This window comes from Type-C symbiont of Plautia stali (assembly GCF_059730935.1).
This window is the reverse complement of record NZ_AP035923.1, coordinates 2,802,229-2,825,629: the sequence shown is the minus strand read 5'-3', so window position 1 is coordinate 2,825,629 and position 23,401 is coordinate 2,802,229. Positions and strand designations below refer to the sequence as shown.

The 23,401-nt window shown below is 59.5% G+C and carries 23 protein-coding genes; 16 read left to right on the top strand and 7 right to left on the bottom strand.

Features of this window, described 5'->3' with window-relative positions:
• Window positions 1-142: 142 nt before the first annotated feature.
• Window positions 143-715, bottom strand: a complete 573-nt coding sequence (locus AC6I7J_RS13320; RefSeq protein WP_058787681.1) for a hypothetical protein — start codon at window positions 713-715, stop codon at window positions 143-145.
• Between the two features lie 43 nt (window positions 716-758).
• Complete coding sequence (locus AC6I7J_RS13315) at window positions 759-2,171, bottom strand: hypothetical protein (RefSeq protein ID WP_498005914.1); 1,413 nt, start codon at window positions 2,169-2,171, stop codon at window positions 759-761.
• Window positions 2,172-2,567: 396 nt separating this feature from the next.
• Between AC6I7J_RS13315 and AC6I7J_RS13310 the strand changes: the two genes are divergently transcribed.
• Both AC6I7J_RS13310 and idi read left to right on the top strand, forming a co-directional pair.
• On the top strand, window positions 2,568-4,463 hold the full coding sequence (locus AC6I7J_RS13310) for a methyl-accepting chemotaxis protein (protein WP_058769488.1): 1,896 nt from the start codon (window positions 2,568-2,570) through the stop codon (window positions 4,461-4,463).
• 193 nt (window positions 4,464-4,656) lie between these two features.
• The gene (gene idi / locus AC6I7J_RS13305) at window positions 4,657-5,190 is read left to right on the top strand and encodes an isopentenyl-diphosphate Delta-isomerase (protein ID WP_058769490.1); all 534 of its coding nucleotides are present in this window, start codon (window positions 4,657-4,659) and stop codon (window positions 5,188-5,190) included.
• Between the two features lie 31 nt (window positions 5,191-5,221).
• Here the strand turns inward: idi and AC6I7J_RS13300 are convergent, their stop codons facing one another.
• Window positions 5,222-6,688, bottom strand: a complete 1,467-nt coding sequence (locus tag AC6I7J_RS13300) for an MFS transporter (RefSeq protein WP_348878677.1) — start codon at window positions 6,686-6,688, stop codon at window positions 5,222-5,224.
• A 217-nt stretch (window positions 6,689-6,905) separates the two neighbouring features.
• On the opposite strand from AC6I7J_RS13300, the gene osmF reads away from it, so the two are divergent.
• Genes osmF through AC6I7J_RS13280 form a run of 4 tightly spaced genes read left to right on the top strand, consistent with a single transcriptional unit; the run spans window position 6,906 to window position 10,643 of the window.
• Window positions 6,906-7,814, top strand: a complete 909-nt coding sequence (gene osmF / locus AC6I7J_RS13295; RefSeq protein ID WP_058780854.1) for a glycine betaine ABC transporter substrate-binding protein OsmF — start codon at window positions 6,906-6,908, stop codon at window positions 7,812-7,814.
• A gap of 3 nt (window positions 7,815-7,817) precedes the next feature.
• Entirely contained in the window at window positions 7,818-8,984 is a 1,167-nt protein-coding gene (locus AC6I7J_RS13290; protein ID WP_481657743.1) for an ABC transporter permease, read from the top strand.
• Window positions 8,977-9,912, top strand: a complete 936-nt coding sequence (locus AC6I7J_RS13285; RefSeq protein ID WP_498005911.1) for an ABC transporter ATP-binding protein — start codon at window positions 8,977-8,979, stop codon at window positions 9,910-9,912. Before AC6I7J_RS13290 ends, AC6I7J_RS13285 begins: the two co-directional genes overlap by 8 nt.
• Window positions 9,912-10,643: an ABC transporter permease gene (locus AC6I7J_RS13280; RefSeq protein WP_058757824.1), complete on the top strand. Its 732-nt coding sequence runs from the start codon at window positions 9,912-9,914 to the stop codon at window positions 10,641-10,643. The genes AC6I7J_RS13285 and AC6I7J_RS13280 overlap by 1 nt, the downstream gene beginning before the upstream one ends.
• Here the strand turns inward: AC6I7J_RS13280 and AC6I7J_RS13275 are convergent.
• Both AC6I7J_RS13275 and AC6I7J_RS13270 read right to left on the bottom strand, forming a co-directional pair.
• Window positions 10,624-10,731, bottom strand: a complete 108-nt coding sequence (locus AC6I7J_RS13275; protein ID WP_021508455.1) for a YohO family small membrane protein — start codon at window positions 10,729-10,731, stop codon at window positions 10,624-10,626. The two genes, AC6I7J_RS13280 and AC6I7J_RS13275, sit on opposite strands and share 20 nt — an antisense overlap.
• A 79-nt stretch (window positions 10,732-10,810) precedes the next feature.
• Window positions 10,811-11,545, bottom strand: coding sequence for a MerR family transcriptional regulator (locus AC6I7J_RS13270; protein WP_031279872.1), 735 nt, complete (start codon window positions 11,543-11,545; stop codon window positions 10,811-10,813).
• 152 nt (window positions 11,546-11,697) lie between these two features.
• Here AC6I7J_RS13270 and AC6I7J_RS13265 point away from each other — a divergent pair, with 152 nt between their 5' ends.
• On the top strand, window positions 11,698-12,261 hold the full coding sequence (locus tag AC6I7J_RS13265; protein WP_058775322.1) for a helix-turn-helix domain-containing protein: 564 nt from the start codon (window positions 11,698-11,700) through the stop codon (window positions 12,259-12,261).
• Window positions 12,258-12,776 (top strand): GNAT family N-acetyltransferase, encoded by a 519-nt coding sequence (locus AC6I7J_RS13260; protein WP_021508452.1) that lies wholly within the window; start codon window positions 12,258-12,260, stop codon window positions 12,774-12,776. Before AC6I7J_RS13265 ends, AC6I7J_RS13260 begins: the two co-directional genes overlap by 4 nt.
• A 149-nt stretch (window positions 12,777-12,925) precedes the next feature.
• Here AC6I7J_RS13260 and AC6I7J_RS13255 read toward each other — a convergent pair whose 3' ends face one another.
• Window positions 12,926-13,897, bottom strand: coding sequence for a LysR family transcriptional regulator (locus tag AC6I7J_RS13255; RefSeq protein ID WP_021508451.1), 972 nt, complete (start codon window positions 13,895-13,897; stop codon window positions 12,926-12,928).
• Window positions 13,898-14,053: 156 nt separating this feature from the next.
• Between AC6I7J_RS13255 and argH the strand changes: the two genes are divergently transcribed.
• The 7 genes from argH to AC6I7J_RS13220 are packed head-to-tail and all read left to right on the top strand — an operon-like array spanning window position 14,054 to window position 21,069.
• Window positions 14,054-15,481 carry an argininosuccinate lyase gene (gene argH / locus AC6I7J_RS13250; protein ID WP_058757821.1) on the top strand — a complete coding sequence of 476 codons (1,428 nt, stop codon included), beginning with the start codon at window positions 14,054-14,056 and terminating at the stop codon, window positions 15,479-15,481.
• Between the two features lie 9 nt (window positions 15,482-15,490).
• Window positions 15,491-16,369 (top strand): amino acid ABC transporter permease, encoded by an 879-nt coding sequence (locus AC6I7J_RS13245; RefSeq protein WP_498005908.1) that lies wholly within the window; start codon window positions 15,491-15,493, stop codon window positions 16,367-16,369.
• Between the two features lie 13 nt (window positions 16,370-16,382).
• Complete coding sequence (locus tag AC6I7J_RS13240; protein WP_021508448.1) at window positions 16,383-17,147, top strand: amino acid ABC transporter ATP-binding protein; 765 nt, start codon at window positions 16,383-16,385, stop codon at window positions 17,145-17,147.
• Window positions 17,148-17,165: 18 nt separating this feature from the next.
• A complete protein-coding gene (locus AC6I7J_RS13235; RefSeq protein WP_498005906.1) occupies window positions 17,166-17,987 on the top strand; it encodes an ABC transporter substrate-binding protein in 822 nt (273 codons plus the stop codon).
• Between the two features lie 11 nt (window positions 17,988-17,998).
• Window positions 17,999-18,844 (top strand): polysaccharide deacetylase family protein, encoded by an 846-nt coding sequence (locus AC6I7J_RS13230; RefSeq protein WP_021508446.1) that lies wholly within the window; start codon window positions 17,999-18,001, stop codon window positions 18,842-18,844.
• Complete coding sequence (locus tag AC6I7J_RS13225) at window positions 18,837-19,724, top strand: polysaccharide deacetylase family protein (RefSeq protein ID WP_498005904.1); 888 nt, start codon at window positions 18,837-18,839, stop codon at window positions 19,722-19,724. Before AC6I7J_RS13230 ends, AC6I7J_RS13225 begins: the two co-directional genes overlap by 8 nt.
• A complete protein-coding gene (locus AC6I7J_RS13220; RefSeq protein ID WP_132465436.1) occupies window positions 19,708-21,069 on the top strand; it encodes an MmgE/PrpD family protein in 1,362 nt (453 codons plus the stop codon). The genes AC6I7J_RS13225 and AC6I7J_RS13220 overlap by 17 nt, the downstream gene beginning before the upstream one ends.
• A gap of 181 nt (window positions 21,070-21,250) precedes the next feature.
• Here the strand turns inward: AC6I7J_RS13220 and AC6I7J_RS13215 are convergent, their stop codons facing one another.
• On the bottom strand, window positions 21,251-22,336 hold the full coding sequence (locus AC6I7J_RS13215; protein ID WP_132465433.1) for an iron-containing alcohol dehydrogenase family protein: 1,086 nt from the start codon (window positions 22,334-22,336) through the stop codon (window positions 21,251-21,253).
• 128 nt (window positions 22,337-22,464) lie between these two features.
• On the opposite strand from AC6I7J_RS13215, the gene AC6I7J_RS13210 reads away from it, so the two are divergent.
• Entirely contained in the window at window positions 22,465-23,361 is an 897-nt protein-coding gene (locus tag AC6I7J_RS13210; protein ID WP_498005901.1) for a LysR family transcriptional regulator, read from the top strand.
• Window positions 23,362-23,401 lie beyond the last annotated feature (40 nt).

Here is a 23,401-nt window from a genome sequence, read left to right as displayed (position 1 = left end):
CCTTGAAATAATTTAAACGTAGCGGGTCAGCCCCATCGGCATCGCAACGAGAAGTAATAGTTGCAATAGGCAACGGATACTTTTCGCGCGATGCTGTGATGAGTCAGTTATGCAAGGTTCAGGTACGCAGGAAACAGACCTGTCAGATGATGACTACGCCGATTTTTGGGCATTCATCATAATGCGATGCGCCCCGGCACGAGCATAGATACACCGGTTCGTGAAAGCTTTTGGAGTATTGCTTGATCTCTTCCTGTGCACGGTCAACCGTCAATTTATGGAAAGAGTGATAAAAACCCACACACCAAAATGAACGCTGCTTAGTTTCAGTCTCAATGTAGTGTGATTTAACGATCGAATTCACTTTGGATATGTCGTGCAACATTCCTTTGACTAACGTTGTCGCTTTTATTGCCCGCTTAAATTCAAGGTAGATGTACTGATCCTTGGCAGTATTAGGTTTTCTGAAAATCAAATCGACAAATATGTGAAAACGATTGGGTTTGCTTCTCCGATCAGATTTTGCCTTCCACTCCCTTCTGGTATGAAAATACTTTTCATTCAAAAGGAAATATTCAAATTCTATTTGAAACCATTTTTCCCAGTCGTTGTACTCATTGGCCACGACATGAGCAAATCTGGCTTTTACTTCCTTTTTTTTAATAAACTCTAACAGTGATTCCTTTACAAGCTCAAAATCTTTAAATTCACTCATTTCAGATACCATAAATAATCAATGCTGTGTGCCTGCCTGCTGATTAACGTATTACACTTACATTTTCCAGTTTCACCAGGCTTTCCGGCTTATCACCTACCTGCATAGCAACGGTGACGAACACATTGAGATCCTGCAGCCAGGCGAGTCTGACACGGCTACCCGCTTGTCCTGAATCAGTTTGCTGACACTCGACTAAGAGATATTTGCCGCTAAATTCATCTGCAATGCTCTTTGCGTCTCCCATCGAGGTGACCTTGCAGCGTAACCCTGAAGACGTAATTTTCTTGTCGGAGTCAATACTTTCCCATTGCGCCTGATATTGTTGACCCGTTACTAGCGGAAAACGCAGATCCGTCTGCAACTTATTAAGGAGTGATGCGCCTGTGCTGATGGACATGGTGAACTTAAGCTGCAACTGATTAGCCAGCGTCAAACGTTGCACCTTCCAGATACCGTAATCTTCCAGCTTACGTACATAACCATTTGGCTGTGCATCCAGCTGCACTTCAACCTTACCGAGCGTGCTTACTTCGGTATAACGGATTTGTTTGAAGCGTGGCAGCGCCCAGGGGTTAATCAGTGCTTGTGCCTGCCGTTCAATTTCAGCAGAAAGAGAATACTTATCCAGCCACTGCGAATTATTTTTACTCAGGTCTGGCATTAATGGCCCCATCAACGTGAATGCTGGCTTATTCGCAGCGGACACAAAATGTCCTTCAGCGGTAAACTTTTTTCCTGCGGGTAACTGGCAGAGCTGATCGAAGCGTTGTGTCATCTGAGTATCAATTTTGAAGCTACTTTTGCGGCGAACAAGATCAGCAGTGATGAGTGAATCTGTAACGCGCCCCTCGCTGTCGAAATTCATGGCAGCAATTACAGCACCCTGATGGGTCTTACAGTTGTACAGGTAGTGTTCTGTTTTTAATCCCAGCGGCGCATCGTACGGCGGTTCCCAGATGATAGCTGCGTAATCATATCCCAGACGAACCGATAAAATGTCGCCAGTGTGTTGAATGCTATTCACATCGACCAGTTTGGTGGTGCCGATTTCAGACGTGGCTGATAACTTTTCCCACCGAGCCTCTTTTATGGGGAGTTTGCACACCTTGTGGATATCGTCTGCGGTAATTTGCTGATCATCCTGTGCAGGCGCATACCGGAGATAGCTGTTACCGTAATAACGAGCGATGGTAAAGCCCTTATCATTTAACAGATCCTTATACAGGAGCTGTGCTTTGCCCTGTTTGCAATCAATTGACCGCCATTGTTGCGCCGTTTTTCCGTTAGTGAAGTTTAACGACACCATGAAATTTACCCGATCGTGGATGCGGGTAACGGAAAAGGGATTCGTGATGGCACCTGTTAATTCGGGCATATCTGCAGCCTGGACGCAAGAAAACGGCAGGAGAGACAGCAAAGAAAGCGGACGAATTAAAGAGCGTACGAAGTACATATATGGTCCTTCATATATTGATTAAGTAGTTCAGGTATCGGCATCTTGCAGCAAATTTTTAGGCTCTGTGCGTGGGCAGCTTAGAAATGCACTATACGTGGGGCGAGTACGTCCGCTGTTAGCACAACACAAAGGAACCAGCGCTTGCGCCATATTCCCTTTCAGGACGATTCCGGACGGCGACTGAAGGCCGAAAGCCCGGCGTAGCGACTGGCACGGAAGTTAACACCAGAGCGGTCAGACAGGGGGCAGGGTAAGGCCGGTGACAATAAGCGCTCTTATGGTCACGCTATTCAATCAGTTAACCATTTTGTGATCTGGCGCACCTCAAGTTCCTCTGTAACAAGCCGTTAACCTCGATCAGGCAACTCGCCACACCAGGGTAAGGGCACACCGATGTTAAAAACCACACAATCCCGTTTTACCGCGACCTTAGTCGCATTCTTCGTTGTTCTTATGCTGGTCACCGTCCTGGTGATTAACCAGTTCATCGCGCCGCAGCTTAGCCAGAACGAAAGCCGGCTGGTGCGCTATGAGGTGGATGGTCTCGCCGGACGTATCGTCGAGCAGATGAACCGCGTGCAGGCGCAGCAGCGTGCCATTACCGAAGCGGCGGGCGTGATGGACAGCGCCGCCATTGATACGCTGCTGCCGGCGCTGGTTAACCAGTATCAGGACAGCAACGTGTTCGGCGGCGGTATCTGGCCGTTACCCAACCGGCGCGATCCGGCGAAAGAGAAAGACAGCTCGTTCTTTGCGCGTAACGCCAGCAACCAGCTGCAGGTCAATACCTACTGGAACTCCGATGCTGCCGACAAATACTGGGAGCAGCCGTGGTACAAAGATGGCATGGCCGCAGAAAAAGGCCAGTGCGCGTGGGCGAAGGCTTATCAGGATGCTGCCAGCCCGCAGCCGCGCACCAACTGCGCCATGGCGATTTACCGTAACGGCACTGTGTGGGGCGTCTCAACCATTGACGTCACGCTCGGCTTTTTCAACCAGCTGGCGCAGCAAATGGGTGAGGCGATTCATGGCCGCGTACTGATTGTCGAAGCGGACGGCAAAGTGGTCGGTAATGCCGCGTTGCTGGAGGGGACGCCAAAGCTGGAAAATCTGGCTGATACCCAGCTGCCAATGGCGGCGGCGCTGAAAGGGCTGCTGGCACAGGCCGGTTCTCAGCCGTCGCAAACCACCTTCAGCGGGGAAGATGGTGAGCACACGCTGTTCCTGCAGGCCATTCCCGGCAGCCCGTGGTATCTGGCCAGCGACGTGCCGTCAGCGCTGCTGGATGCGCAGACGCACAGCATGCTGACCCGTCTCGGCCTGGTCCAGATCCCGCTGGCGATTCTGCTGCTGCTGGTGCTGCTTGGCTTTGTTCGCGCGATGATGAAACGCCTGAATCTGCTGCATCAAAACATCGAAGCGCTGTCGACCGGTGGCGCGGATCTGACGCAGCGTCTGCCGGCCAGCAATAGCCCGGAATTCAACGCTGTGGCGCAAAGCTTTAACCAGTTCATCGCCCATTTGCAGGGGCTGATGCGCCAGGTGGGCGACAGCGCACTGGCGATTACCGCGGCTTCACGCGAAATTGCCAGCGGCAACGCCGATCTCTCGGCGCGGACGGAATCGCAGGCGAGTTCCATTGTGCAAACCGCCGCGTCGATGGAAGAGCTGACCGGCACGGTGCGTCAGAACGCCGACAACGCCACGCACGCCAACCAGCTGGCAGATGGCGCGTCTCAGGTCGCGGCGCGCGGCAGTGAAGTGGTGCGTCAGGTGGTCAGCACCATGGGCGAAATCCATCACTCCTCGCGTAAGGTGGTGGATATCATCAGCGTGATCGACAGCATCGCTTTCCAGACCAACATTCTGGCGCTCAACGCGGCGGTAGAAGCGGCACGCGCCGGTGAACAAGGCCGCGGGTTTGCCGTGGTGGCTTCGGAGGTACGCAATCTGGCGCAGCGTTCCGCCAACTCCGCGCGCGAAATCAAAAAGCTGATTGAAGAGTCGGTGGCCAATATCGACACCGGCAGCCAGCTGGTGGAGCAGGCCGGACAAACCATGGACGAGCTGATGCAGGGCGTCAGCAGCGTCACAACGCTGATGAGCGAAATCATGTCCGCCAGCCGCGAGCAGAGCATGGGGATCGAACAGGTGAACGTGGCGATTACCCAGCTCGACGGCAGCACCCAGCAGAACGCGGCGCTGGTGGAGCAGGTCTCGGCAGCGGCGCGCGCCATGGAAGAGCAGAGCGTGCAGCTTGAGCAGGTGGTGCACGGCTTCAAACTGTAATTCATCCCGTCAGAGAGCACAGCGGCGCGTTTTTTGCGCCGCTGTCACGCTTTTTCCCGCCTTTTTCTGCTGAATTATCTGCTGGCTGCTAAGCTTACTGCTTATCGCGCCAGCGCACGGAATGTGCGCGATTTTCTCCGCTGCCGCTTCCGCTATTGTGTACAATAGTGGGGATTTTTCCGAAGGAGTTGTCATGCCCGCCATTGAAGTTATCCTCGTTGACCACCTCGATCGTCCCACCGGCAAGATGGAAAAGCTGGAAGTGCATGAGAAAGGATTGCTGCATCGTGCGGTAACGGTTTACGTGTTCAATTCGCGCCATGAACTGTTGCTGCAGCGCCGGGCGCAAAGCAAGTATCACTGCGGCGGTTTGTGGAGCAATACCTGCTGCAGCCATCCCTACCCGCAGGAGCCGACGCGCGATGCGGCTGAGCGCCGCCTGCGTGAAGAGATGGGACTGCATCTGGCGTTAACGCCGGTGTTTGAACTGAGCTATAACCTGCCGCTCAGCAACGGTCTGATCGAACATGAGTACGGTCACGTGTTTTTCGCCATCAGTGACGAAGTGCCGGTGCTCAACCTTGATGAGGCTGACGACTGGTGTTACCGCTCAGTCGAACAGATTCAGCAGGAGATGCGCGACAATCCGGCAAAATTCACGCCGTGGTTCCTGCACACTTTTCCGCGCATCCCCAACACGCTGGGCGATTTCCGCCTCACCGCCTGAGCCAACGCCTCATCGCTGAGGCGTTATCCGCTTACTGAAAATCTTCCGCATCGACATCATAGCCTGACGGTTCCCAGCGAATCGCCAGCAGCGCCAGTAATCCAGCCAGCGGTGCGAGCAGGATCACCCAGAACACGCCGGTGCCGAACGCCGCGACCAGTAGCGGAAACACAAACAGGGATACCGTCGAACTGGCGCGCATCAGCGTCTGGTTAAAGCCGACGCCCACGCCGCGCAGCGAAGCCGGATAGCTCAGCGAGGCAAACGTCATGGTGTGCGAACCCGGACCAAACCCCTGACCGAACAGGAACAGCGCCAGCATGGCAATCGCCAGGGCCGCTTCCTCGCCGCCGGCCGGGCGACCAATCAACGCCAGGCCCAGCAGCGCCGCACACTGGCAGGCGTAACCGGCCACCGACATCTTCCACGCGCCCAGTCGCGGCACCAGCCGTACCGCCAGCAGCCCCCCGACAAAGGCAAACAGCAGGTTAAGCGCCAGCGAGACCAGAATGGTGGTCAGCATCGACTGCGCGAGGAAGCTGGAGATGATCACCGGCAGGCCAAAGGCCACGGCGTTATAGGCGAACGACGAGGCAATCGAGGTTATCGTTGCCAGCAGCGTACGGCGGCGGTAAACGCCCTGCAGCAGCGCGCCGTAGTTGCGCCAGCTGGCTTTACGTACTGGCTGTGCGGCAGTGAGCTCGGCATCCTGCGCGACCTCCGCGTTGATGTTATACGACCGCCGCAGGATTGCCGCTGCACCCTGCAGGTTGCCCTGATTTGCCGCCCAGATCGGTGATTCGCTCATGTAACGGCTGCGGATGGCGATGATCAACAGCGCCGGTACCGCGCCAAAGCCGAGGATCAGCCGCCACAGCCAGTCAGTATGGCTCTCAGGCAGCACCGCATACAGCAGCAGCACCAGCAGATAGGAGATGCTGATCGCCGCGTACCAGGTGGGGCACCACATCGCGACACTGGCGGCCTTATTGCCCTGACCGCGCAGTCGGGAAAACTCCGCCAGAAACGCCATCGCCACCGGCAGATCGATGCCGACGCCGAGCCCCATCACAAAGCGCGCCGCCGCCAGCACGTACTCGTTCGGCGCAAAGGCACAGGCCAGTGCCGCCACCACGAAGAAGAACATATCGGCCATGAAGACCCGATAGCGGCCAATTTTATCGGTGAGATAGCCACCGATCAGCGCGCCAACAATCGCGCCAAAGGTGATAGCCGACGCCACCATGCCGGTGCCGGCGGGCGTCAGATTGAATTCACGCGTGACATCTTTAATACCAAAGGCCAGCGCACCAAGGTCGTAGGCGTCGAGAAAAACCCCGCCCAGCGCAATGGCGATGACGATGCGCGCATTGCTGCGCGAGGCATTACTGTTGTTGACCAGCCGTGTCACGTCGGCCGCGCTGCTAATCCACTGCGTCTCGCCCTGCGGCGTATTCCCTGCCAGCGCCACGTGCGCCGAAGAAGTTAAGTCAGACATGATGTTGTGTGATTTATTGTAAAGAGTGGGGCTATGAGCATAAGCCGCGCCACGGATGTGAAAAATTCTATTTGGTTATAAGTGCAACCAAAGCGTTCTATAAAACCGGCAACGGATAGCAGAAAAAGAACGAATTGCGCCGCTTGACCGCACCCATCCCGTTTCGCCAGGCTACGCTTGATAATCACTGAAAGAAAATAATGCTGAGGAAAGCGCCATGATTAAGCAGGGTTTATTGGGGATGATCGCATTCGCGATGAGTGTCGGGGCCGTGCAGGCAGCGGACCCGGTCAAGGTAGGTTCCAAGATTGATACTGAAGGTTCGCTGCTCGGCAACATCATTCTGCAGGTGCTGAACCAGCATGGGGTAAAAACCGTGAATAAAATCCAGCTCGGTACCACGCAGGTGGTGCGCGGCGCAATCACCGCCGGTGAGCTGGATATCTATCCGGAATATACCGGCAACGGGGCGTTCTTCTTCAATGATGAGAAGGACGCGGCGTGGAAAAACGCGCAGCAGGGCTATGAGAAGGTGAAAAAGCTCGATGCAGAGAAAAATCATCTGGTGTGGCTGACGCCAGCACCGGCCAACAACACCTGGACCATTGCGGTGCGCGGCGATGTCGCGCAGCAGAATAACCTGCAATCCCTCGACGATCTCAGCGCTTACCTGAAAAAAGGCGGCACCTTTAAGCTGGCGGCGTCGGCGGAGTTCATCGAGCGCAGCGATGCGCTGCCAGCGTTTGAGAAAGCCTACAACTTCAAGCTGGGCCAGTCACAGCTGCTGTCGCTGGCTGGCGGGGACACCGCCGTTACCATCAAAGCGGCCGCCCAGCAAACGTCCGGCGTCAATGCGGCGATGGCTTACGGTACCGACGGCCCGGTCGCGGCGCTCGGCCTGCAAACCCTGAGCGACCCGAAGGGCGTACAGCCGATTTACGCGCCCGCGCCGGTGATCCGCGCCAGCGTGCTGCAACAGTACCCGCAGATTGCCGACTGGCTGCAGCCGGTATTCAGCAAGCTGGATGAGAAAACCCTGCAGCAGCTCAACGCGCAAATCGCCGTTGACGGTCAGGACGCCAGCCAGGTGGCGCAGCAGTGGCTGCAGCAGAATAAGTTGCTGTAAGCGGTGCTGTCACGGATAAACCGACCGCGCCAGCAGCCGGTGCTGCTGGTGCTGACGTTGCTGATCACGCTGGCGCTGGGAGCGCTACCGCTGCTGAGCTATGCGGCCAACCGGCTGGTCTCCGGACAGCCGCTGATGCTTTGGCAGGTAACGGCGGGCTGGCTGCTGCTGCTGCCGCTGTTATGGCTATGGCTGGGATTGTGGTGGCCGCCAGGTCGCGGCGCGGCGCTGGCGCAGTTGCTGGGCGCGGAGGTACTGTTCGCCCTGCTGATTGGCATCGGCGGCCACGCCGCCAGTGAGCTGGCTAGCAGCGGCAGCCCGCTGGCGCGCACCGCGCTGGGCAGCGGCTTATGGTGTGCGGCAGGATTAGCGCTGCTGCTGGCGGCCGAAGCGATTCGTCAGCTTAGCCAGCAGACGCCGCTGCGTATTCTGCTTAATCTGCAACTGTGGCTGCCGCCGCTGATACTGCTGCTGAGTGGTCAGCTGGACGCGCTGTCGCTGCTGAAAGAGTACAGCAATCGCACCGCTGTCTTTAACGCCGCTTTCAGCCAGCATCTGCTGCTGCTGGGCGGCACGCTGCTGCCCACCTTACTGATTGGTCTGCCGCTGGGACTCGCCATCGCGCGTCGCACCCGCTGGCAACATGCCGCCTTCAGCGTGCTGAATCTGATCCAGACCGTGCCGTCCGTGGCGCTGTTTGGCCTGCTGATTGCACCGCTGGCCGGGCTGGCGGCGCATTTTCCGCAACTGGCGCGCCTCGGTATCAGCGGGATTGGCGTCGCGCCGGCGCTGATTGCGCTGGTGCTGTATGCACTGCTGCCGCTGGTGCGCAGCGTGGTCGCGGGGCTGCAGCAGGTGCCGCAGGAAGTGCGTGAAACCGCGCGCGGCATGGGCATGAGCGGCTGGCAGCAGTTCTGGCACGCCGAGCTGCCGCTGGCGCTGCCAGTGTGGCTCTCCGGACTGCGCGTGGTGGTGGTGCAAACCGTCGGGCTGGCGGTGGTCGCCGCACTGATTGGGGCCGGCGGCTTCGGCGCCATTGTGTTTCAGGGACTGCTGAGCAGTGCGCTGGATCTGGTGCTGCTGGGCGTGATTCCGGTGGTGGCGCTGGCGGTGATATTCGATGCGCTGCTGCGATTGCTGTCGGCACTGCTGGAGAGAGGACATGATTGAATTTCATCAGGTGAGCAAAGCGTTCGCCGGTAAAGAGGCGATTCGCAACCTGTCGCTGAAGATTGAGAAGGGCAGTTTTACCGTGCTGATTGGCACGTCCGGCTCGGGTAAATCTACCACGCTGAAGATGATTAACCGGCTGGTTGAGCATGACAGCGGCGAAATCCGTTTTGCCGGTGAGCCGATCGAGCAGATGGATGCGCGCGCGCTGCGGCGGCGCATTGGCTATGCCATTCAGTCCATCGGCCTGTTTCCACACTGGAATGTGGCCAAAAATATCGCTACCGTGCCGTCGCTGCTCGGCTGGCCGCGGGAAAAAATTGCCGCACGGGTTGAGGAGCTGCTGGCGCTGCTTAATCTCGACAGTCAGCTGGCGACGCGCTATCCGCACCAGCTCTCCGGCGGCCAGCAGCAGCGTGTTGGCGTGGCGCGCGCGCTGGCGGCCGACCCGGAACTGCTGCTGATGGATGAACCGTTCGGCGCGCTCGATCCGGTCAACCGGCAGGCGCTGCAGCAGGAGATGCTGCGCATTCAGCAGCTGTCGGGGCGCACCGTGGTGCTGGTGACGCACGATATCGACGAAGCGTTAACCCTCGCCGATCAGCTGGTGCTGATGGACGGCGGAGAGATTGTGCAGCAGGGACGGCCGATTGACCTGCTGACGCAGCCTGCCAGTGATTTCGCGCGCCAGTTCTTCGGCCGCAGCGAGCTGGGCGTGCGTCTGCTGGCGCTGGGGCGGGCCGGCAGTGCGGCACGACGCGGTGAGTGGCTGGAGGCGGAACCGATCGCCGCCGGGCTGACGCTGCGCGAGGCGCTGTCGCAGTTTATTGCGCGCCGCACCGACAAATTACCGGTTGTCGATCAGCATCAGCAGCCGCTGGGCGTGCTGCACTTTAGCGATTTGCTGCAACAGCAGGAGGCGGGCTGATGCGAGTGCTGCGCGATCCGCTCTACTGGCTGCTGGGGGTATTTCTGCTGTTGCTGTGGGGGTTACCGCACAGTGCGCCGCTGTTTGCGCACTGGTTTCCGCAGCTGGAGCGTCCGCTGTACCAGCAGGAGAGTTTCTGGCAGCTGGCGCTGGCCCATCTGTTGCTGGTGATCAGCGGCAGCGCGCTGGCGATAGTGGTGGGCGTTGGCTGTGCGGTCTTCGCTACCCGTCACGGCGGCAGGGCGTTCCGCCCGCTGCTGGAGACGCTGGCGGCTGCCGGTCAGACCTTTCCGCCGGTGGCGGTGCTGGCGATTGCCGTGCCGGTCATGGGCTTTGGCGCTGCGCCGGCGGTGATGGCGCTGTTTCTGTATGGGCTGTTGCCGATTCTGCAGGGCACGCTGGCGGGACTGGACAGCGTCCCGGCCAGCAGCCGTGAGATCGCCGTCGGTCTGGGAATGGGACCATGGCGGCGTCTGTGGCAGATAGAGCTGGCGCTGGCGGCACCGGTGATTATGGCAGGCGTGCGCACCTCTGTGATGATCAACATCGGCACCGCGACCATCGCCTCAACCGTCGGAGCGGAGAGTCTGGGTTCGCCGGTGATTATCGGTCTGAGCGGCTTCAATACCGCTTATGTGATTCAGGGCGCGCTGCTGGTGGCGCTGCTGGCGCTGATCTGCGACCGGCTGCTGGAGCGGTTGCAGCACGCACTCAGTGGGTATGCAGAATAAGGCTGTAGCCAACCAGCATCATGCCGCCCATGCCGCCAATCGCCATGATGGCAAACAGGGTGCCAATGAGAATTTTATTCCAGTTCATAGGTAAACCTGAGAAAAGTCATGAAGTGCGGCATGATAACGCGCACATGCGGTAAGGCAAAGGCCGCATGTGCGATTTTTCAGGTGGGTTCGTGGACGTGAATCGAGAAGCCCTGAGCCTGCCAGTGTTCGAACTGCTCCAGCTGGCGGCGCGTCGGCTTTTTACCGGTCCAGATAAACAGATGCTGGCCGGGAAACAGCTCCGGACGCGGCATATCCAGTGGTTCTGCCAGCACATCAATGCGCCAGCCCTGCTGCGCTAAGCGCCAGGCTTCCAGCCAGATGCGGGTGCGATCTTCTACGCCCCAGCCAATCATTAAGGCATCTTTGCCGGCTTTTTTACGCGCGCCTGCCAGACAGAACGCGACATAATCAATCAGCGCGCCGTCCAAGAGACTGCACATGGTGCGGGCGGTATTTTGATCCAGCCCGAGACGCTGGCGTACCGGTACAAAAACGTGGTCAATCAGCGCATCGACCGGGTGTTCACGGCCAATGGTGGCGATTTTGGTGCGCAGTTTGGAGGCGCGTACGTGGCGCAGCACGCTCATCAGCTCTTCCTGCAGCGCCGTCCAGCCGTCATGCACGTTGAAGGTCTCTCCTTCAAGCAGGGCTTTGACTTTGCCAACAGGCACACCGCTCTCTATCCAGCGTTTGATCTCTTCGATCCGCTGAACATCTTCATCATCAAATTGTCGATGACCACCCTCAGTGCGCTGCGGCTTTAACAATCCATAACGACGCTGCCAGGCGCGCAGGGTTACCGGGTTAATTCCACAGCGCTCGGCAACATCACCGATACTGTATAAGGCCATGGCATCCTCTAAAATTCTGACCTGCATAACAACACCTTAACCGCCAGAGTGAGCTTGTACAATGATTATTTTATTGTACAACTTGACCCACTGCACGATTTCGGGCTTTATCTCTTATGTGAGATTTATTTCCCGAAAATGAGAGGTTAAAGATGTCTGCTCTAAATACGGAAGATCGGCTTGCGGCACGTCTGGCGGAATTACGCCTGCAGCGCGGCTGGTCGCTGGATGAACTGGCTCTGGCAACCGGCATTAGCCGGGCATCATTGTCGCGCATTGAGCGCGCCGAGACCAGCCCTACCGCCGCTTTGCTTAATCGCTTGTGCGTGGCCTACGGTTTAACCATGTCGCGACTGCTCAGCGAAGTAGAAGAAGAAGCGGCGCTGCTGCTGAAAGCGGAGCAGCAGCCGGTCTGGCAGGACACGCTCAGCGGCTTCCAGCGACGCAACGTCTCGCCGCCGGCCAGTCAGTTTAAAGCGGAGCTGGTGGAGGGCGTGCTGCGTCCGGGCGCGCGCATTGATTATGATGCGCCACCGGTACAGGGGCTGGAACAGCACATCTGGCTGCAGTCGGGCGAGCTGACCATCACCATGGAGACGCAGAGCTGGACGCTACAGGCCGGCGATTGCCTGCGCTTCCACCTCAGCGGACGTTCCTCTTTTCAGGCGCATGCCGAAGGCGGCGCGCGCTACATTCTGGTGGTGTGCAAACCATGATTGAAATCGACTCTCTCAGCGCTACCCAGGCGCAGCCGCTGCTGGCGTCATTGTGTGAAGTGCTGCACGGCTGCGTGGCAGACGGTGCCAGCGTCGGCTTCATTGACGCGGACGATCGCGCAGTGATGGCGCGTTTCTGGCAGGACAAAATTTACAGCCTGGCGAGCGGCGATAATCAGCTGCTGGTGGCCTGGCAAGCGGGCGAGATAGTGGCCACGGTGATGCTGGGCTTCAGCAGTATGCCCAACGGCCGCCATCGTGCGGAGATCAGCAAGCTGCTGGTGCATCCGCGTGCGCGACGTCAGGGCATTGCGCGCCGTCTGATGTTACGTGCCGAACAGCTGGCGCAGCAGCAGGGGAAAACGCTGCTGGTGCTGGATACGCGCAGCGGCGATGTTGCCAGCGCGCTCTATCTGTCGCTCGGCTGGCAGGTGGCGGGTTCGATTCCGTACTATGCCGAATCCACAGCCGGCGAGCTGGATGCTACCACGGTGATGTATAAGCGGCTGACATAAGCGTTCTGGTTGCTGTTACCGGACGCCGCGTTTCGTTTCCCTTGTCCACATGCTGCCTCTCCCTCTCCCGGTGGGAGAGGGCCGGGGTGAGGGCATCAGCGTACACTTTCCCGTCCGGTACCAGCAGAAACCTGGTCACACGCACCAAATCAGTGCGCCGCCGCCGCATCGCTCAACCCCAGCGCCTGCATAAACAGCCGGATGATCGGATTTATTTTCCGGCCTTTCTTCATCACCAGACAAAATGCGGTTTCGCGCCGCAGCGTGTCATCGCCCAGCTCACACAATTGTCCGCGGGCAATAAACGGAGCGGCATAATGTTCCGGTAAATACCCAATAAAGTGACCGGTTAAAATCAGCATGGCCACCGATTCCACCTGCACCGCCTGCACACCGCTCTCCTGCACCGGAATCAGGCGGCGTTCATCGCGTGGGGTAACATATAAATGATTAATAATTTTCTGCTGACGTAATACATCCACCGAAATATTTTTATCGCAAGATCCGCAATAGAGAGGATGTGACGCAGCGCAATATAATTTTGCGTATTCTTTATAAAGTTCGAAGTAATCAAACTCATTTTTCATTTCATACACGGGCGCAATGCCGCAATGAAAACGCCCTTCGCTTATGCCGCGTTCAATATCATCCAGCTGTGCGGTCTGCAGACGAATCTGCACCTTTGGCGCTTTCTGGTGCAACTGTTGCACCGCACTGGTGACCGGCGAGTGCGGATCGCTAATGGTGTTATCCACCACGCAAATCGCGATGTCGCCCAGCAGCTCGTTGCGACTATTGTGCAGCCGCTCGCGAAACAGGTTGAGCGACACGAACAGCTCCAGCGTGGCCTGATAAACATTGATGCCGTACTGCGTCAGCTCAAAACCTTCACGGCCGCGGCTGCACAGCGTCATGCCCAGCCGAATCTCCAGGTCAGAAACCTGTTTACTGATCGCCGCCAGGCCAATATTTAATTCGTGACTGGCGGCGGTTAATCCGCCGGCTTCCACCACGCATTTAAATACCCGCAGCAATTTTAAGTCGATATTACTCAGCGCCAGAACCGCATTATCGCCGCGATTATTCGCATTGTTTCCAGACTGGGAAACTTTACTTTCCATTTTTGCTATTCAACTCCGGAATAATTGCGGTGAAAGTACAGTGAATCTGAAATACCACCTATTTGCCAGCGTGGCAATAAAATAAGTTTTTATTATCGCTGCCGGCTGAATCCAAACTTTTTCATATTGCTGCGGCTGATTTGTGAGGGAAATAGCATGTCTGAGAATGCCGAACTGTTATGGGGTGCACGTTTTAAAGCGGCTCCGGCAGCCAGTTTAACCGCGCTGTCGCGTAGCCCGGATTATTACTTTGCGCTGGCGCCGTACGACCTCGCCGGTTGCCGCGCCCATGCGCGCGAGCTGGCGCGTGCCGGGCTATTGAGTGCTGACGAGCTGGATACCATGCTGGCGGCGATTGACGCGCTGGACGCCGATTATCGCGCTGGCCAGCTGCAGCCGATTGCCGCCGATGAAGACGTGCATACCTTCATCGAACGCGCGCTGACAGAACGCCTCGGCGCGCTGGGCGGCAAGCTGCGTGCCGGCCGTTCACGCAACGATCAGACCGTCAACGATCTGCGTCTCTACCTGCGGGATAACGGCCGCAAGCTGGTGAGCGCGCTGTTGCAGTTGCAGCAGGCGCTGGTGACGCAGGCCGCGCAACACACCGACAGCGTCGCGCCCGGCTTCACCCATCTGCAGCAGGCGCAGCCGATTGTGTTTGGCCATCAGCTGCTGGCGCATGCCCAATCCTTCGCGCGTGACATCGAGCGTATGCAGGACTGGGATCGCCGCAGCGCGCGCTGTCCGCTGGGCGCGGCGGCGATGGCCGGTTCGGCAATTGCGCGTCAGCCACAGCTGGCCGCAGCCGATCTCGCTTATCTGGCGCCGTGTGAAAACTCGATCGATGCAGTCGCCAGCCGCGACTACGCCGCGGAATTCCTGTTCGTCACCAGCATGATCGGCATCAACCTGTCCCGGCTGTGTGAAGAGGTGTGCCTGTGGGCGTCACGGCAGTTCCGCTGGGTGGAGCTGCACGACAGTTATGCCACCGGCAGCTCGATCATGCCGCAGAAGAAAAATCCGGATATTGCCGAGCTGACGCGCGGCCGCAGCGGCCGGCTGGTCGGTAACCTGATGGCGCTGCTGACCACCATGAAAGCCATGCCGCTCTCTTACAACCGCGATCTCAGCGACGACAAACGTAATGTGATTGATGCGGTCAACACGCTGCTGATGGTGCTGCCTGCCATGGCCGGCATGATGGCGACACTGAAATTCAATACTGAGGTGATGCGCGAGCAGGCGCCGGATGGCTTTACGCTGGCGACCGAAGTGGCCGACTGGCTGGCAATGCGCGGCGTGCCATTCCGCGAGGCGCACGAGATTACCGGCCAGCTGGTGCAGCTGTGTGAACGCGAAAACTGCGGCCTGGCCGATCTCAGCGATGCGCAGCTGCACGGCGTCGATGCACGTCTCACGCCCGAGGTGCGTCAGGCGTTAACCCTGGAAGCGGCGCTGGCAGCCCGCAGCGGCTACGGCGGCACCGCGCCGGCACGGGTGCGCGAGCAGCTGGCCCGTCTGCAAACCCTGATGCAGGACCAGCAGCGCTGGGCCGATGACTACGCCGGACCGCGCGCCTGAGGAGAGCCTATGTCACACACCACACCGGTTGAACCATCGGTCAACAATGGCCGCGTCCAGCCACATTACGATCTCGATCGCTATCAGGTGGTGCCGCGCCGCTATTATGGCCGCATCACCGCATCGGCAGTGATCCTCGTGCTGCTGGCGCTGCTGGTTAACGCCTTTGCGCACGGCAATATTGAGTGGTCGTTCGTCGGCCAGTTCTTCACCGCGCAGGCAATCCTCAACGGCGTGGTTAATACGCTGATTATGTCGGTGCTGGCGATGGCGCTGGGCATCCTGTTTGGCGTCATCGCCGCCATCATGTACATGTCGCCCAATCCGGTGCTGCACTATATCGCGGTGGGCTATGCGTGGATCTTTCGCGGCACGCCGCTGATTCTGCAACTGCTGCTGTGGTTCAACCTGGCGCTGGTGTTTCCCACCATCAGCATTCCTGGTCTGTTCAGCGTGCAAACCGTCACGGTGATGACGCCGTTTCTCGCCGCGCTGCTTGGCCTGAGCATCAATCAGGGCGCGTACACCTCAGAAGTGGTGCGCGCCGGGCTGTTATCGGTAGATACCGGACAGTATGAAGCCGCCAAAGCCATCGGCATGCCGCGTTTGCAGGCGCTGCAGCGCATCATTCTGCCGCAGGCGATGCGGGTGATTCTGCCGCCGGTCGGCAATGAGTTCATCAGCATGATCAAAACCACCAGTCTGGCCAGCATGATTCAGTACTCCGAGCTGCTGTACAACGCGCAAACCATCTACTTCGCCAACGCGCGCGTGATGGAGCTGCTGTTTGTAGCGGGTATCTGGTACCTGATTATCGTGACGCTGCTGTCGTTCGGGCAGAGCCAGCTGGAACGCTACTTCTCACGCGGCCATCGTCGTCGCCAGTAACCGGGAGTGAGAGATGAGAAACATCGTGCGCGCCGTCAAGGTGAACAAATATTTCGATCAGTTCCACGCGCTGAAGGACGTCAGCCTGGAAGTGAACTACGGCGAGGTGATGTGCATTCTCGGCCCGTCGGGTTCCGGTAAGAGCACCTTTCTGCGCTGTATCAACCAGCTGGAGAAAGTGGATCAGGGCGGCATCTGGGTCGACAACGAACTGGCGGGCTATCGCATTGCCGGCAATAAGCTGCATCCGCTGAGTGACAAACAGATTGCGCGCCAGCGGCTGCAGACCGGCATGGTATTTCAGCGCTTCAACCTGTTTCCGCACAAGACCGCGCTGGAGAACATCATCGAGGGGCCGTGTCGCGTGCTGCTGCGCCCGAAACGCGAGGCCAGCGAAGAGGCAATGGCGCTGCTGGATCGCGTCGGACTGGCGCACAAAGCGCACGACTATCCGCAGTCGCTCTCCGGCGGTCAGCAGCAGCGCGTGGCGATTGCCCGCGCGCTGGCGATGAAACCCAAACTGATGCTGTTTGATGAACCGACCTCGGCGCTCGATCCGGAGATGGTCGGTGAAGTGCTGGCGGTGATGCGCCAGCTGGCAAAAGAAGGCACCACCATGCTGGTGGTGACCCACGAAATGGGCTTTGCGCGTGAGGTCGCCAACCAGGTGGTGTTTATGGATGAGGGACGCATTATTGAGCAGGGCGCACCGGAAGAGATTCTGCTGAACCCGCAAAACCCACGGATGAAAAACTTTATCAACGCGATTCTTCTTTAACGTGACCGGGGTGAATAGATGAAAAAATTGTTATTGAGTGCCATCAGTGCCGCGCTGCTGCTGCAATCCTCTGCCTGGGCGGAGATTGCCGTACCGGCCAGTATCAAAGAGAAAGGGCTGACCGTCGCCATCATGCCGAACTACCCGCCGATGGATTTTAAAGATCCGGCCACCAATCAGCTGAGCGGCGTCGATTATGAGCTGGGCCAGGCAATTGGCGAGAAGCTCGGCGTTAAGGTTAACTGGCAGGATATCGCGTTTGAACAGATGGTCAACGCGGTGGTGACCAAACGCGTCGATCTGGTGATGTCCGGCATGACCGACACCAAAGAGCGGCAGAAGGTGGTTAACTTTATCGACTACTTCAAAACCGGTCCGCAATTCTACACCCTGGCGGCGCGCAGCGACATCAACAGCGCCACCGATCTTTGCGGCAAAAAAGTAGGTACCAGCCGCCGCACCACCTTCCCGCAGGAGATTGCTACCTGGTCAAAAGCGCACTGCGAAGCGGCCGGTAAACCCGCGATTATCGTGGTGGGCGCGGAAGGCACCGCCGATGCGCGCACGCAGCTGCGTCAGCGTCGTCTGGATGGCGCGGTACAGGGCAGCGAAACCCTGCCGTACATCATGAACCTGGAAAAAGGCACCTTTAAGCCGCTGGATAAAGCCTTCTCCTTCCAGTACACCGGCATGGCGCTGGGTAAAGATGCCGGTGAGCTGACCACGGCAATTCAGGCAGCCATCAATGCCATGATTGCCGATGGCAGCTACCAGAAAATCCTCAGCAAATGGGGCCTGAGCGACAACGGCATTGCCGAAGCCACGGTGAATCAGGGCTAAGGAGCGGGCGTATGCAACAACCGGGCGCAGTGCGCTGGCCGCAGGGCAAGCGTGGCTGTATGGCGCTGGCGTTTGATCTTGATGGTCCCACTGGCGATGCCATGCTCAATGGCAGCCTGTGGTCAACACCAGAGTATTTCACCTTTGGCGCCTACGGGCCGTTTCGCGCGCTCGGTCGGCTGCTGGATCTGCTGCGCGCCTTCCAACTGCCGGCTACGTTTTTTGTGCCGGCGTGGGTGGTGGAGCAGTGGCCGCGGCAGTGCCAGGCGATTATCGAACAGGGCCACGAAGTGGCCTATCACGGTTATCGCCACGAATCGTTCTGGGCGATTACGCCAGATGAACAGCGCGCCGTGATGGCGCGCTCTGCCGCCATCTTTCAGCAACATCTTGGTATCCGCGCCTGCGGTTTTCGTACTCCTTCCGGCGACTGGCACGCCGAAACGCCGCAGATTCTGCGGGAAGCCGGGGTGATTTACTCCAGCAGCATGCGTGGTGACGATCGGCCGTACAGCATTGCCGTCGCCGGGCATACGCCGCTGGTGGAGATTCCCGGCAAATGGGAGATGGATGATTACGCCTCGCTGGCCTACACGCGCCAGCCGGATTTTCCACAGGGCGGCGACCGCATCGCCAGCTATGCGCACACCGGTGACAACTGGCAGCGCGAATTTGACGGCGCGATGGCCGAAGGACTGTGCCTGACCACGCTGTTCCACCCGAAAATTTCCGGGCAGCCTGGCCGTTTGCTGTTGCTGGAGCAGCTGTTTGCCCACATGACGGCGCGCGACGATGTGTGGTTTGCGCGCTGTGATGCGGTAGCCGCGTGGTATTTGCAGGAGCAGCAACATGACTGAACATTCACGCTGGCCGTCGGGCAAACAATCGGCGGCCATCATTACCATCGACTATCACGATATTCACGGCATCCTGACGCAGGCCCCTGCGGTTGCCGGGCGCGATAAAACCCTGTCGGTGTGGCGCTATGGCACGCTGCGCGGCGTTGATCGCCTGCTGGATCTGCTGGCGGAAAAACAGCTGCTGGCCAGCTGGTGCTTACCGGCCATCGTCGCCGAAGAGCAGCCGCAGGTGCTGCAGCGTATTGTCGCCGCCGGGCATGAGATCGCCTGCAGCGGTGAGCGACACGAAGACTTCTCGGCGCTGACGCTGGCGCAGCAGATTGCCAGCGTAACGTGCGGCTGCGAGCGACTGGCGCAATTGACCGGCCAGCCGATTGCAGGGTTTCGCACGCCGGCTGGCCAGTGGAAACCGGGCCTTGCTGCGGCGCTGGCAACGCATGGCATCCGCTGGTCCTCCAGCTGGCGCGGTGATGATTTACCCTATTTTCACCCCGGCACCCGGCTGGTGGAGCTGCCCATGCACTACACGCTGGAGGATGCGCCCTATTTTGCCTTCAACCTCAGCCCGGCGATTCCGCCCGGACAGTCGCGCATCGCGCCCTATGGCGAAACGCTGGCTAACCTGACGCAGGATTTCCACGGTTTTCACCGTTTCGGCCTGTGCTACCTGTTGCGGCTGCACCCGGAAATTATCGGCACCGCCGGACGCATTGGCCTGCTGCGTCAGCTGCTGGAGACGCTGCAGCAGCATGACGTGTGGATCGCTACTGCCGGCCAGGTGGCCGCGCACTGGCAGACGCAGCCGGATAACGATGCCGATCATCCGGCAGAGGTGTTTGCCCGGGTCAGCGGAGGCGAACATGGACACCACGCTTGATCGGCTGGCGGACTTCATCGCGGCCACCCGCTTTGCCCAGCTGCCGGAAGCGCTGGTAGCGCAGGCGAAGCGCCATCTGCTGGATACGCTCGGCGCGGCGCTGGCGGGCTGTGACAGCCCGATCTGGCGCGAATGCCGGGCGCTGGTGGCCGAAGAGGGCGGCAGCGCCGTGGCGCAGCTGTGGGGCTGTGCGCAGCAAGCTTCCCCGCGCCAGGCGGCGTGGCTCAACGGCGTGGCGGCGCACATGTATGAACTGGACGACACCGGCGGCTGCGATCACTCCGGTGCCGTGGTGTTACCGGCGCTGCTGGCGGCACTGCCGCTGGCGACGCAGCCGGTCGACGGACGGGCATTTCTCACCGCGATGGTCGTCGGTTATGACATCGGCCGCCGCGTGCTGGAAGCCTGCGGGGGTTATGCGGCGCACAACGGTGCGGGCTGGCACTCGACTGCCAGCTGTGGCGTTTTTGGCGCGGCTGCCGCCGTCAGTTGTTTGCTGCGGCTGCCAGCCGCGCAGTGTGCCTCGGCGCTGGGCATCGCTGCCAGCTTTAGTGGTGGCCTGTGGGGCTTTATTCATGATGGCTCACACACCAAAAAGCTGCACGCGGCGCGCGCGGCGGAAGGGGGAGTACAGGCGGCGCTGCTGGCACAGCGCGGCATCAGCGGACCGGCTGCGGTATTTGAGGCACGCTGGGGCGGCTTTCTGCAAACGCTGGCCGGTGAAACGCAACAGCCCGCCGCGCTCACGGCCCAACTGGGCGAGGTGTGGAAACTGGCGCGCTGTTCCATCAAGCCGTACGCCGCCTGTCGCGGTACGCATGCGGCGATCGATGCGCTGGATCAGCTGCTGCGGCAGCATGCGGTGGCGACCGGGGATATTGCGCGCATTGTGGTTGGGCTCAATCCGTTCCTGCTGGAGATGTGCGGCACGCGTGAACTCACCAGCCTCGCCGCCGCGCAAATGAGCCTGCCGTATGCGCTGACGGCGCGTGCGCTGTATGGCTCCGCGGAGCTGGCGAGTTATGACGACAGCCGTCGCCTGAGTGCAGAAGCTGCCGCGCTGATGGCGCGTATTGAGCTGGAGATTGACGACCAGCAGGGGCGCGATGATGAGCCGTGGGTCCGGCTGGAAACGGTGCAGGGCCAGCAGTGGCAGCAGCACGTCGCGGTGCCATCCGGATCGCCGGCGAATCCGCTGAGCGACGCGGCGCTGCACGCCAAATACCGCAGCCTCGCCGCGCGCGTCTTGCCGGCGGCACAGGTGCAGCAGCTGGAAACGCTGTGTCTGACGCTGGATAACGTGGCGGATGTGCGGCAAGTCGCGGTGTTGCTGGCGACCCGGTAAAAGTGGGGCGCCAGCCATGGCGTAATGCCGCTCGGTCAAGCCAGCGCGACCTGATGATGACGGTGCGCATAAATGCGCACCCTACAAAAGCGCGCGCTGGCCCGTAGGGTCGCCGTTTACGGTGACCTGGGGTTTGCCGTTTACGGTGACCTGGGATTTACCACATCCATTGCGACCGCAATCAAACCCGTTCCGCCAGCCCTTCAATCCGCGCCATCGCCGCCCGCAACCGCGCTTCGTTGACCGGTTCGGCCATGTTGGCCATATCCGGCGCGTGGACAGACTCACGTATAATCAACGCCAGCTCGCTCTCCTCCAGCGCGGCAATCTCGGCCAGCGTCAACGGTACGCCGCAGTCGCGCGCCAGGCGCATCTCATCCACCAGCTCTTCGTCGCTGCGATCCTCCAGCGCCAGCAGGCACAAATTGCCGTAACCCACCAGCAGGCCGTGACCAAACTCGCGCGTTTTGTCGCAGAAGGTAAAGCCTTCGTAAATGGCATGCGCAGCGGCGGCGTGGGCGCCATTGCTCATCAGCGAGGTCAGACCGGCCCAGGTAAAAATCGCGTCCAGCACCTGATCGAGCGAGGTGCCGCTCTCACCGCGCAGCACCGCTGCGTAAGCCGCCGGACCGTGCTCCGCGATCACCTCATAGCAGATCTGGCTGTGCGCCAGCGATGACAGCGCATTGCCGGTGCGCGCCGGATGGCGCGTGCTTACCGCCCGGAACTCATACCATTTAGCCAGCGTATCGCCGAGGCCCGCGGCCAGCCAGCGGGCAGGGGCGGCTGCCAGCAGTTCACTGTCGATGATCACCGCCGCCGGCGCCTGCGGCAGCGGGAAAATATCAAAGAAGTTGCCGTTATCGTCGTAGCGAATGGTCAGCGGGGTCACCGCAGCGCAGGTGGCGGCAATTGTCGGGACGGTTATCACCGGCAGCCCGAGCTGCGCGCCCACCGCTTTAACCGTGTCCAGCGCCTTGCCGCCGCCCGCACCGATCAGCACTTCTGCCTGTTGTTCAACCGCTAACGCCGCCAGCCGTTCGATATGGTTAAGCGAGGTTTCGCCACCAAACCACACCGGTGCCAGCAGCGTGACGCCAGCGGCGTCGAGCTGCGTCTTTACCTGCGTCGTCACCGCCTGCATCGCTCGCTGGCCGCCAATCAGCAGTGCGCGCTGGCCCAGCCCGGCGCAGATGGCCCCCAGCTGGTTAATCACACCCGCACCACGCAGCACGCGCGCCGGGAACAGCAAATTTTGTTGCGACATAGCGAAAGCTCTCTTTTTCAGGGAATGGCTGCATCATCGCCAAAGCGGCTTGCAGAAAAAATCCCTGTCAGCCGATAATCACTTCAGCGATTCGTTAACTATTGTCAGCAATCCCTGAAGGAAGTGCGGTGCCAACCTTACCCAATCTGAAACTGCTGCAGGTGTTCGCCAGCGTGGTGGAAAACCAGGGCTATTCGCGTGCGCAGCAGGCGCTGAACATGACCACGCCGGCCATCAGCGCCTACATGAGTGAACTGGAAAGCCAGCTGGGCTTTATTCTGTGCCAGCGCGGGCGCGCGGGCTTTGCGCTGACCAGCAAAGGCGAACAGTTCTACGCCTATACCCGGGAAATGCTGGCGACCCTGAGCGGCTGGCAGTCGCAGGTGGAGACGCTGAAAAGCGCGCAGGGCGGCACATTTGCGCTCGGCGTGGTCGACGCCACCGTCACCGACAGCACGCTGGATCTGCCGGCGGTTATCGCCCGTTTTAACCAGCGCTTTCCGGCGGTGTTTCTCACCCTCAGCGTGTGCGAGCCCAACGAACTGCAGCAGCAGGTGCTGGAAGATCGGCTCGACCTGGCCATCGGGCACTTTCCGCTGCGCGCCAGCAATCTGGTGACGCTGCCGCTGTACGAGGAGCAGCAGTGGCTGTACTGCAGTCCGCAACATGCGCTGGCGCAGGACGATGCGGATGTGCGTCGCGTGCAGCAGACCGGCATGGTAACGCGGCGCTACTGGAACCAGCAGGAGCTGAACAAGCGCGGTTTCCGCCATAGCACCGCCTCGGTGGAGAGCATTGAAGCGCAGCTGACGCTGATTCTCTCCGGGCGCTATATCGGCTTTTTGCCCGAACATTACGCGCGCAGCCGCGAGCAGCAGGGCCAGCTGCTGCGCCTGCTGCCACACCATTTTCACTTTCGTGCGCCGTTTTCGTTCGCCTTCCGGCGCGGCCGCGCGCGCGAGCCGCTGATCCGCGCGATGCGCGAAATTCTGAATCCAGCGCGAAAAACTGAGCGCGAAAGCTGACGCTGTGGCAATACTGTGTAAAAATACAGGCCGGTTTAAC

Excerpts from the sequence above, each read along its gene's own strand:
- AC6I7J_RS13285 (WP_498005911.1), top strand. The coding sequence starts at position 8,977 with ATGATTGAATTTCATCAGGTGAGCAAAGCGTTCGCCGGTAAAGAGGCG.
- idi (WP_058769490.1), top strand. The coding sequence starts at position 4,657 with ATGCCCGCCATTGAAGTTATCCTCGTTGACCACCTCGATCGTCCCACC.
- AC6I7J_RS13280 (WP_058757824.1), top strand. The coding sequence starts at position 9,912 with ATGCGAGTGCTGCGCGATCCGCTCTACTGGCTGCTGGGGGTATTTCTG.
- argH (WP_058757821.1), top strand. The coding sequence starts at position 14,054 with ATGTCTGAGAATGCCGAACTGTTATGGGGTGCACGTTTTAAAGCGGCT.
- AC6I7J_RS13230 (WP_021508446.1), top strand. The coding sequence starts at position 17,999 with ATGCAACAACCGGGCGCAGTGCGCTGGCCGCAGGGCAAGCGTGGCTGT.
- AC6I7J_RS13225 (WP_498005904.1), top strand. The coding sequence starts at position 18,837 with ATGACTGAACATTCACGCTGGCCGTCGGGCAAACAATCGGCGGCCATC.
- AC6I7J_RS13275 (WP_021508455.1), bottom strand. The coding sequence starts at position 10,731 with ATGAACTGGAATAAAATTCTCATTGGCACCCTGTTTGCCATCATGGCG.
- AC6I7J_RS13270 (WP_031279872.1), bottom strand. The coding sequence starts at position 11,545 with ATGGCCTTATACAGTATCGGTGATGTTGCCGAGCGCTGTGGAATTAAC.
- AC6I7J_RS13255 (WP_021508451.1), bottom strand. The coding sequence starts at position 13,897 with ATGGAAAGTAAAGTTTCCCAGTCTGGAAACAATGCGAATAATCGCGGC.
- AC6I7J_RS13320 (WP_058787681.1), bottom strand. The coding sequence starts at position 715 with ATGAGTGAATTTAAAGATTTTGAGCTTGTAAAGGAATCACTGTTAGAG.
- AC6I7J_RS13220 (WP_132465436.1), top strand. The coding sequence starts at position 19,708 with ATGGACACCACGCTTGATCGGCTGGCGGACTTCATCGCGGCCACCCGC.
- AC6I7J_RS13265 (WP_058775322.1), top strand. The coding sequence starts at position 11,698 with ATGTCTGCTCTAAATACGGAAGATCGGCTTGCGGCACGTCTGGCGGAA.
- AC6I7J_RS13300 (WP_348878677.1), bottom strand. The coding sequence starts at position 6,688 with ATGTCTGACTTAACTTCTTCGGCGCACGTGGCGCTGGCAGGGAATACG.
- AC6I7J_RS13215 (WP_132465433.1), bottom strand. The coding sequence starts at position 22,336 with ATGTCGCAACAAAATTTGCTGTTCCCGGCGCGCGTGCTGCGTGGTGCG.
- AC6I7J_RS13235 (WP_498005906.1), top strand. The coding sequence starts at position 17,166 with ATGAAAAAATTGTTATTGAGTGCCATCAGTGCCGCGCTGCTGCTGCAA.
- AC6I7J_RS13315 (WP_498005914.1), bottom strand. The coding sequence starts at position 2,171 with ATGTACTTCGTACGCTCTTTAATTCGTCCGCTTTCTTTGCTGTCTCTC.
- osmF (WP_058780854.1), top strand. The coding sequence starts at position 6,906 with ATGATTAAGCAGGGTTTATTGGGGATGATCGCATTCGCGATGAGTGTC.
- AC6I7J_RS13240 (WP_021508448.1), top strand. The coding sequence starts at position 16,383 with ATGAGAAACATCGTGCGCGCCGTCAAGGTGAACAAATATTTCGATCAG.
- AC6I7J_RS13310 (WP_058769488.1), top strand. The coding sequence starts at position 2,568 with ATGTTAAAAACCACACAATCCCGTTTTACCGCGACCTTAGTCGCATTC.
- AC6I7J_RS13260 (WP_021508452.1), top strand. The coding sequence starts at position 12,258 with ATGATTGAAATCGACTCTCTCAGCGCTACCCAGGCGCAGCCGCTGCTG.
- AC6I7J_RS13245 (WP_498005908.1), top strand. The coding sequence starts at position 15,491 with ATGTCACACACCACACCGGTTGAACCATCGGTCAACAATGGCCGCGTC.